The 9,362-nt window shown below is 64.6% G+C and carries 7 protein-coding genes; 3 read left to right on the top strand and 4 right to left on the bottom strand.

Annotated features, from left to right (window positions below; genetic code table 11):
* Positions 1–326 precede the first annotated feature (326 nt).
* Entirely contained in the window at positions 327–821 is a 495-nt protein-coding gene (locus P8R42_19305; protein ID MDG2306757.1) for a hypothetical protein, read from the bottom strand.
* A gap of 53 nt (positions 822–874) precedes the next feature.
* Entirely contained in the window at positions 875–1,135 is a 261-nt protein-coding gene (locus P8R42_19300; protein MDG2306756.1) for a hypothetical protein, read from the bottom strand.
* A 345-nt stretch (positions 1,136–1,480) separates the two neighbouring features.
* Here P8R42_19300 and P8R42_19295 point away from each other — a divergent pair, with 345 nt between their 5' ends.
* Positions 1,481–2,236, top strand: coding sequence for a methyltransferase domain-containing protein (locus P8R42_19295; protein MDG2306755.1), 756 nt, complete (start codon positions 1,481–1,483; stop codon positions 2,234–2,236).
* A 15-nt stretch (positions 2,237–2,251) separates the two neighbouring features.
* Here P8R42_19295 and P8R42_19290 read toward each other — a convergent pair whose 3' ends face one another.
* Entirely contained in the window at positions 2,252–3,316 is a 1,065-nt protein-coding gene (locus tag P8R42_19290) for an NAD-dependent epimerase/dehydratase family protein (protein MDG2306754.1), read from the bottom strand.
* A gap of 107 nt (positions 3,317–3,423) precedes the next feature.
* Between P8R42_19290 and P8R42_19285 the strand changes: the two genes are divergently transcribed.
* Together P8R42_19285 and P8R42_19280 are read left to right on the top strand one after the other, a co-directional pair.
* On the top strand, positions 3,424–5,007 hold the full coding sequence (locus P8R42_19285) for a hypothetical protein (protein ID MDG2306753.1): 1,584 nt from the start codon (positions 3,424–3,426) through the stop codon (positions 5,005–5,007).
* Positions 5,004–6,455, top strand: coding sequence for a bifunctional class I SAM-dependent methyltransferase/glycosyltransferase family 2 protein (locus tag P8R42_19280; protein MDG2306752.1), 1,452 nt, complete (start codon positions 5,004–5,006; stop codon positions 6,453–6,455). The genes P8R42_19285 and P8R42_19280 overlap by 4 nt, the downstream gene beginning before the upstream one ends.
* Positions 6,456–7,430: 975 nt before the next feature.
* On the opposite strand, the gene P8R42_19275 is transcribed toward P8R42_19280, so the two are convergent.
* A complete protein-coding gene (locus P8R42_19275) occupies positions 7,431–9,209 on the bottom strand; it encodes a PQQ-binding-like beta-propeller repeat protein (protein ID MDG2306751.1) in 1,779 nt (592 codons plus the stop codon).
* Positions 9,210–9,362: the final 153 nt, after the last annotated feature.

The raw sequence follows: 9,362 nt of genomic DNA, 5'->3' as shown, positions 1-9,362 counted from the left end.
CGGCGGTAGGCGGGATCAAGGGCCCATTTGCCCAGGACGGCGGGTAGCCGCCACCGCGAAGGCTCGAGCCAGGTCCGGATTTCGGGTTCAAGCGGCCGCGGCGGAGCCGTCGGGCGGCGGGTTCCACTTCGCATGCTCGCTCATTTCTCTGAGAGAACACGAATCTCTGGCCGGAATCCAGGTGCGGCACGAGCGGACGTTTCACCCCATGGTCTCGGCCTCGGTGGTCATGGGGTACGGGACCAGTCGTGCGCGAACTGGGCGCTGCCCTTCATCGCGATACGATCTCTCGTGGCCATGTGTTCTGATGCCTGAGAGGACGTAGACTAGCTTCCGTCGTTCAACGTGAACGCGCCCTGCGGATCGCCCGTCGTCGAAGAGAAGGGGATGAACGGCGGGTTAAGCGCCATCACGTATGCAGCACCGGATTCCGCGCCGGCGGGGATCTGGAACGTGAACTGGTTTGCCGAGACAATGTTCAGCGGAATCTTGGAGCTGCCGCCGCCGTCGAGTCCGCCGAAGTTTAATACAGAGCCACCCGACTGCGCGAAGAGGTTGATCACAGACAACGTCGAGAACCCTGCCCCGTTCCCTGTGATCGTAGTCCCGAGCTGGGTAATGGAGGTAATGTCCATCGCGTCGCCGATCGGGACCGACACGGCATTGGAGAGCACGTTACCGACGTAGGGGTTGTTCACGACCTGTACCGAGCCGGGGCCGGTCACCGTGCTCGGCGGCACTGTGATCTGGAACGACGTGCTGCTGCCGCCCGGCAGGGGCGAGAGTGGCCCGACGTTGCCAGCGGCCGTGAATAGGTTCACCAGGGGGCCGTTGAACCCTGTGCCACCGATCGGCGGTAGGAAACATGAACGGCCTATTTGCCCGGGTCGACGGGTAGCGGCGACTGCGAAGCCTGGAGCGAGGTCCCGTTTTCGGGTGCCGCCGGCCGCGGCGTGCGCGAGTCCCACGCGTGGCTGCAGGTCGCAATCCAGGCGGCGGCCGTGAAGCTCGCCACGAACGGTGTCGATGACGTCGCGACTGCGGCGGGGCGGGGCGGCGATGATGTCACGGCGGCCGCCGTTCGGTCGTCGTCGAAGTGCTCGGGGGCGGTCGAAACGAGATCGATGACCGACATGCCAGGCGTGTCACCGCGGGCGAGCTCTCCCCCGGGCAAGGATGACCCGCGAGTGCCGCCGCAAAGGTGAGCTCGGCACCGGACGCGGCGACCCGTCGCTCCGGTGAGCAGTGCCAACCCCCGTTTCGTGCGAGTCGTCCTCACTCCGGTCTACCCGCAGCTCAGCGCGGACTGAAGCGCGCCCACCCCATCGAGGCCATTGTCCCCGAGGAGCAGGCCGACTAAGCAAGACATCGAGGCCTCATGGCCACGAGAACGAATGCCCCGTACCCACGAAACCCAGAGCCACTTCAGGCTGCACGTCGATCACCCTCGCCGTGAACTGCTCCGAGAGGACGTCGATTCGTGAGCCCGACATCGGACGACGCCGCGCAAAGGAGAGCGGCCAACGAGATCGCTCACGGCAAGCATCTAGCCGGCCAGGACCCCGACCTCGCCTGGGGATGGGGCTCCCCCGCCGGCCGCCTGCGTGCGGATCGCCGCGCGGCACTCATCGTCGAGGGAGGTCGGGTCGGTGCGAACAGTCGGGCGGTCGAGGTGGGTTGCGGATCCGGACTGTTTACCGAGCGCTTTCTGCGACCGGGAGGGAAGGTCGTCGCCGTCGAGCTGTCGCCCGATCTACTCGCGTACGCGCAGCAGCGTGGGTTGCCTCCGGATCAGGTCCGCTTCGTCCAAGGACGGTTCGAAGACGCCGAGTTTGGTCGCGACTTCGACGCCGTGATCGGCTCGTCGGTCCTGCACCATCTCGAGCTCGACGTCGCGCTCGAGCGGGCCTTCGACGTCTTGCGCCCCGGCGGTTGGCTCTCCTTTGCGGAACCCAACATGCTGAACCCGCAGATCTTCCTCGAGCGAAAGTTCCGCCGCTTCTTTCCCCTGGTCTCTCCCGACGAGACGGCCTTCCGCGCCGGCCCCTTGCGGCGCCGGCTCGAAGCCGCGGGATTCGTCGACGTTCAGATCGAACCGTTCGATTGGCTCCATCCCGCCGTTCCCGAAGGACTCATCCCCGCGGTTTCGTGGGTGGGCAGCATGCTCGAACGCACCCCGCTCGCACGGTCGTTCGCCGGATCCCTGATCATCCGAGCGCAGCGTCCCCCGAGCTGAGAAGTCGCCGGCCGCCTACGAGAGACGCTGCCGCCACCCCGCGACGATCGACTCGAAGATGCCCGGAAGATCGTAGGAGTAGGACCACTCAGGATAGTGCGCACGGAATCGGCTCACGTCGCTCACGTACCAGATGTGATCACCCACGCGATTCTCATCGGAGTACGAGATCTCCAGCTCCTTGCCAGCAATCTTCGCGCACAGCTCGCGTGCCTCCAGCAAGGAGCAGTTCGAGTGCCGGCTTCCCCCCACGTTGTAGACCTCTCCCGCGCGCGGAGCTTGGAAGAAATGCCAGAACATCGAGACCAAATCGCTCGAGTGGATGTTGTCCCGAACCTGTTTCCCTTTGTACCCGTAGACCGTGTACGGACGCTGCTCGAGGGTGCAGCGAACGATATAGGAGAGGAACCCGTGAAGCTCGGTCCCGGAGTGACCCCCACCGGTGAGACAGCCGCCCCGAAAGACTCCGGTCTTCAACCCGAAGTAGCGCCCGTACTCCTGGACGAGCAGATCGGCCGCAGCCTTGGATACGCCGAAGAGGGAATGCGTCGACTGGTCGATCGACATCGTCTCGTCGATGCCGCGCTCCGCGTACGGATGTGAGGGCTCCACCTCCCAGCGTGTCTCCAACTCCACGAGAGGCAGCTCGTTGGGGCGATCCCCGTAGACCTTGTTCGTGGACAGGAACACGAAGCACGCGTCCGAGCAGTGCTGCCGGGTCGCCTCGAGCATGTTGAGCGTACCCACCCCGTTGATCCCGAAATCGGTCGCCGGCTCGCGAGCAGCCCAATCGTGCGAGGGCTGCGCAGCGGCGTGAATGATCACCGCAACGTCCGATCCATGATCCCGAAAGAGCGTTTCGAGGCCCGCGGCGTCCCGAATGTCGATCTCCGCGTGTGAATAGCGCGGAAGCTCTCGCTCGAGCTGCTCGCGACTCCACGCGGTCGACGCCTCTGCGCCGAAGAAGTAGCTGCGCATGTCGTTGTCGATGCCAACAATGTCCAGGCCCTGCGCGTGAAAGAACCGTGCGGCTTCAGACCCGATGAGGCCTGCCGAGCCCGTGATGATCGCGATACTCATGAGTCCGCACTCTCCCGAACGGGGAAAGCTACAATGCTTTTTGAGAGCACCGCAATAGGGAATCGTACGGTTTCACGCGGGAGCGCAACCGGGTATCACAGACCGCGATGCGCGAACGGGGCACGTCGGCGTCGGGCGACGGGAATGGAGACCATACATCGGGCCACCGTACGTTCTGGCTCGTGTTGACGGCTGCCTATTTCGCGTACTCGTTCCTTGCGACCCTATACGCACCCGCAGGGGGATGGACGAACGAAGTGTTCGGCGCCCCCATGTGGCTCGAACACGATCCCGGCGGCCCCTACATCACCAGCGCGAACGGGCTCTTCCAGGGCGAGAACGGCCCGCACTACCCCGGGCATCCGGGGCTGCCTCTCCAGCTCCTCTTGCGCGGAATCCAGCAAGCTCAATACGCGGTGGGCGCCGGCGATTCTGGATTGACATTCACGGAGTTCGTGGCTCGGACCCTTCCGTCGACCTATCTGTACTCGAAGCTCCTCATCACGGTGCTGCACCTGTTGTCGTTCGTCGCGGTCTACCGGTTCTCGCTGCAGCTCCTCTTGCCCGAGCGCGCGGCGCTTCTCGCAACCTTCGGCTACGCGACGTCGTTCCCCGTGCTCTATTATCTCTCGCGCGTATCGGTCGAACCCCTCATGGTGCTGTTCTTCCTCGCAACGTTCCTGTGCATCTGGGAGTGCCAGAGGCAGCTCGTGCGCTCGTCGTCGGCCGCCGTTCTCTGGGCGGCTCTCGCCGGGCTGAACGCCGGGCTCGGCTTCGTCACGAAGATGGCGTTCCTCGGCCCCCTACCCGTGTACGGTCTTCTCTTGCTGCTCTCGTCGGCGCCCGCCGCCGACAGCTCCTCCGGGGCGCAAACGAAGCTGAAGCTCGCGATCGCCTACGGGCTCGCCGGACTTTTCGTCCTCGCCGGCTCGTCTGTGATCATCGATTGGGTAGAGTTCTTCACGCTGTGGCGCAGCGTCGCCACGATCCGAAACCAGATGGTGACGAGTCCCCTGCCCGGCATCAACGCGAGTGGGATCTTCCTGCTGACGGAAGGCGTGTTCGTGGCGATCGGGTTCGTCGGCTGGCTGTGGTTCCTCCAAACCAAGAAGGATGCGCGAGCCCGGATGACCTGGGTCTCGGTGTACGTCGGCTACTCACTACTGATCTGGGGATATCGGGTGATCAGCCGCGGTCTCGACTTTCGGGCATTTCACTACTTGTTCTTGCTTCTGCCAGTCCTGTCCGTGACCTTCGGATTCATCTTGGACCTCGCTCTTCGAAGAATCGCACCCCAAGCCCGCGGGGCCCGCGGGCTAGTCGTCGCCCTCGCCCTGGTACTCCTGTTCCACGGAGGCTCCCTTTGGGCTGCCGCCGACTCGCGCGCACGAGACGTTCAGGCCTACGCCCCGTTGGCGCCGCTTCACGCCCTCATCTCGACCCTCGGCCCTGACGAGTTCATCGGGTTGACCGCGAAGGGTGCGGGACGGCAATGGCGACTCCTTCAGAAATCCGAGCAAGTCACGGGCATGATGACGCGATGGGCTCCGGGAGGCCGTGCCTCCCCCCTCATCGAGGAGTACGCAACACTCGCTCGCCGCGTCGGACCGAAGCGGAAAGCGTTAGACGGCCGTGCCGGGGAACTCGATCTCCTCGGTCCCTACGTGATCGTCCGGGAGCCCAAGGGATGAGCGCACCAGAGCCGAGCGCCTTCGAGAGCTACCGACGGGAGGTCGCGCAGGAACAGGAGGAGATCTTGGGGCGGGGCGCCGACGCCCGCGTCGAGACGCTTCGCCGCCACGGCTACTACTACGGGATTCTGCGCGACTTGCTGCGCGACATCGTCGAGCCCGACCGCGACGTACTCTGTCTCCGCTCCGACGTGGGGCAATATCTCGACTGGGTGCGCCCGCGGCGCGGCGTCGGGATCGAGATCTCGCCCGAGCTAACGGACATCGCCAAACAGCAGCGCCCCGGGTTCGAGTTCCTGACCGGGGACGTCGAGAATCCCGAGGTCGACGGAACCTTCGACTACATCCTGATCGTCGACGCCGTGAACGAGCTGTTCGATGTTCAAGGAACGCTCGAGAACCTGCGACCGAATTGCCGGCCCGACACGCGAATCGTCATCGTGTTCTACAATTTCTTGTGGCAGCCGCTCGCGGAGTTGGCAGAGCGCCTCGGCATGAAACGCGAGCAACCCAAGCAAAGCTGGCTCAGCTTTCAGCATCTCGCTCAGTTGGCCCAGCTCGCGGGCTACGAACCCGTCCGCCGATATCGCAAGACGCTGTGGCCGTTTCCGACACCGCTGGTCGGCACTTTGTTGAATGGCGGCATCGCGAAGCTCCCACTCTTCGAGCGACTCTGCCTCACCCAGGCGCTGGTTCTACGCCCAACGCCCGAACCGGCACAGCGCGCCGAGGACGTCACCGTCTCGGTCGTGATCCCGTGCAAGGACGAGTTCGGGAACATCGAAGCCGCCGTCCGACGAACGCCGCAGATGGGTGCGCACACCGAGCTCGTGTTCTGCGACGACCGCTCCACGGACGGTACGGCCGACGAGGTCCGACGCCTTCAACGCGAGAACCCAGATCGGAACATCCGGCTCGTCGAGGGGCCTGGTATCTGCAAGGCCGAGAACGTCTGGGCCGGCTTCGACGCGGCCGAAGGCGACATCCTCATGATCCTCGACGGCGACCTGGCGGTTCCACCGGAGGAACTCCCGAAGTTCTATCAGGCATTGGTCGACGGAAGGGGCGAATTCATCAACGGCACGCGCATGGTCTACCCGATGCGGAACCAGGCGATGCGGCTGCTGAACGTCTTTGGCAACAAGCTGTTCAGCATGCTGTTCGGCTTCGTACTCGGTCAGGACATCTCCGATACCCTCTGTGGAACGAAGGCGGTCTGGCGACGGGACTACGAGCGGATGCGCCCGCTGCGGGGGTCCTGGGGAACGAACGATCGCTGGGGCGACTACGAACTGATCTTCGGCGCGGCCCGGCTCGGCCTGCGCCACCTCGATCTCCCGGTCCACTACATGGAACGGACCTACGGCGACACGAAGATGAATAAGCGGCTCGGCAATGCCCGCGTCATGCTCAGGATGTCCCTCGAGGCGTACCGCCGACTCCACTAGACGGCTGCCGCCGTTCGCGTTCCGGGAATGGCGGCAGCTGCGGAAGCGGTTGCCGACCCGGCCGTGAATGCGGACGCCCCGGCGTTTCGGATCACCTATCCGATGGAGGGGACTGTCTTTCCACCCGACATCGTAGCGCCTCATGGAGCCGCCGCGCGAGAGTTGCTTCCCTAGTTGGCTCGCGAACCCTTGGAACAGGCGAACTCCACCGCCTTCTGCCACGGAGTCGCCGATCACAACTACTCGTTTGACTCCCGGCAACTTTTCGCCCGGGTGTTGCACATCCCGGTAGCCTTTGGCGTTGTGGCCACACTCATCGGGGACGTAGGTGTAGACCAGATCGGGATCGGGTTTTGCGCAGAGTCGAGGCAGGTTCGCTCGTTCCGCGATGGTCTCGCGAGCTGCTTCGTGTGCCCGCCGCAGGGCCGCGAGTCGCGAAAGCGCCGACTCGAACTTTCTACGAGCGCCGCTCGTCAGAATCGGCATCAGGGTGGCGAAGTGATGGCGCATCCCGCGCTCCTGGTCTTCCCAACCACGAGTCACTAAACAACGTGACTCCAGCCGATGCATATCATGGGCGGCGCACCGCGATCCTGATGCGCCGCGAACAGATCAAGAACAAGACGATGGCTCGTCGTAAGCGGCAGAATCTACGTGCGGCCTAGGCGGGCAAACGTGCCGGAAGTGTCTCTTATAAATCAGGCCCACTGATCCCGACGTCTTTGACGACGTACACGACACCGCATAAAGACCCGGGCCGAGTACGTAGTCGTAGGTACGGAGAAGTGAATCGGAAGCTCTCGGTCGCTAGCGCGTCGGCCAATCCGTGAAACCTGCAGCGGCGAGCGGGGTTCTGTCAAACAAAAGGCGAATCGGCGGTTCCGGCCACTCGGTGGGTGGAGGCATCTCGATTCGTGCGCAAGTCGACGAGCGCCGTGAGCGCTCCGGCTCAGAAGTTGGGCGCAGGGCTTGCCATTAGTTGTTCAGCGCGCCCGCGCCGATCCATCCTCGAATGAGCTCGACCTGGGCCGGGTCGAGTGCGCTCGAGATCGGCATGCGATCTCCACAGATCGGTTGGGCGGACGCGACCTTGTCGTAGAGAAGACTACCGTCGGGGTTGCCGGGATCGACACGAATCCAGCTCGTACCGAGTGTCGGCAGAACCCCACACGCCTCGCCGCGCGCGATCACACCGACGAGCGCGTCGTAGGCTTCGCGCTGCGTTGCGAGCGGGAGCCTACCCGCGTTGGCCCCATGGCAGCTGCCGCTGGCGCAGCCCGACCCGACGAAGATCTCCTCGTAGACCACCGTGAACGTCGCGTCGCCCGCGTCGGGCGTCCGCGTTGGTTCCGGCGCCGGGCCGGGATCGTCGCCCGGAAGCGAGAGAGCGTAGACGCGACTGGTGGGAGCACCCACGATGTAGGCCATGCCGCTACCGAAGTAGACCCGCCCGTCGGCGACCGCAGCGCCGGACGTGATCGTTCCTTCCGACGGAAACGCGAACAGCTCTTCCCCGTTTGCGACGTCGTAGGCACGCATCTGATCCGAGGTGGCGACGAACGCCACCTGATTCGCAATCGTGATTGGCGCCCAGACCCAGCTCGCGAGCGGCTGCTGCCAGAGTACGGAACCCGTCGCGGGGTCGAGCGCGAAGAGTGTGCCGTCGCCAGTCGAACGCTCGTTGGAGGCGACGAGGATGCGTTCGCCATCGTACGCGCCGTTGTTCAACACGCCTCCGATGAGTTCGCTGCCGCTGGTGAGAGGGGTCTCCCAGACGACCTCACCGGTATCGCGATCGAGGGCCCAGAACACCCCGGATTTCTGGCCTGCCCCGAGCATCCGGCGGGTGACCCCGTTCGACTCCACCTCGAACAGGGTCGGATTCGTTCCGAAGTCGCTGTCGGGCCCGCGCGCGTTCAGAACGGTAAAGACGTCGCCCTCGGTGAGCTGCGTCGTCCAGATCGAGTCTCCGGTATCGAGGTCGAGGGCGAAGATCGCATCGGAGGCTGGTCCGGCCTGTCCCGTGTAGTTGTTCCCCGAGGTGGCGAAGACCCGTCGTGTCTCCATGTCGATAGTGACCGTCGACCAGACGCCGACTCCGTTGTAAGGCGCGACCGCCGTATCGTGACGCCACAGTCGCTCGCCGGTCTCGCGGTCGAAGGCGACGACGGCCCCGCGGAACGTGGCGTCGCTCGCCGCTGTGCCTTCCTCATTGGAGGAGACGCCGATGATCACGTATCGATCCACGACGGTTGGCGAGGAGTAGCCCGAGGTGAACGGGTTTTCGTCGCTCCGTGTCGTCCACACTACCGCCCCGGTGCCGGCATCCAGCCGGGCGAGATCGCCGCGGACACCGTGAATGAAGAGCGATCCGTCGTCGAAGGTCGGCGACGACGTCGCCCGCAGATCGAGGTTCTGCCAGAGGACCTGGCCGCTGTCGGCGTCGAGTGCGTAGCTGCCGCCGTTGGACGTCGCGTACACGACTCCATCGACGATGGCGGGAGTTCCGTTGGCTTGTGCGGCGGGCTTGAACTCCCAGTGCTTCCGGAGCTGGCCGACGTTCTCCGGCGAGATTTTCTGCTCGGCCCGGTTATGAAACGTCGAGGCGAGATCGCCGCCCAGCATCGTCCACTCGCTCTTGGAGTTGGGGGTAGCCGTTTCGCTGCCGCCCGGGAGGTCGACGTCCGAGCAGCTCGCCAAGAAGAGCAGTACCATGAGGCAGATCGGCAGGGTTGGTGTGATTCTCTTCGCCACGGTCGGGAGATATCACGCGGGCCGTGGAGAGGGACAGAGCTTTGGCTAGGCTTCGTGCGCGTGGCGGACGGTGGCGTTCGTGGATCTCGCCGGCGGACGGTGCAGCGCGGCCGGGGTCAGCCTTCTGACGTCCAGCTTCCCAAGCTGGATGTC

Source organism: Candidatus Binatia bacterium (genome assembly GCA_029243485.1).
Classification (GTDB): Bacteria; Desulfobacterota; Binatia; order UBA12015; family UBA12015; genus VGTG01.
Note: the sequence above shows the minus strand (reverse complement) of the source record. Positions and strands in the feature narration are given on the sequence as shown.

Coding starts and splice junctions, on each gene's coding strand:
- P8R42_19300 (MDG2306756.1), bottom strand. CDS start 1,135: ATGTCGGTCATCGATCTCGTTTCGACCGCCCCCGAGCACTTCGACGAC.
- P8R42_19290 (MDG2306754.1), bottom strand. CDS start 3,316: ATGAGTATCGCGATCATCACGGGCTCGGCAGGCCTCATCGGGTCTGAA.
- P8R42_19285 (MDG2306753.1), top strand. CDS start 3,424: ATGCGCGAACGGGGCACGTCGGCGTCGGGCGACGGGAATGGAGACCAT.
- P8R42_19280 (MDG2306752.1), top strand. CDS start 5,004: ATGAGCGCACCAGAGCCGAGCGCCTTCGAGAGCTACCGACGGGAGGTC.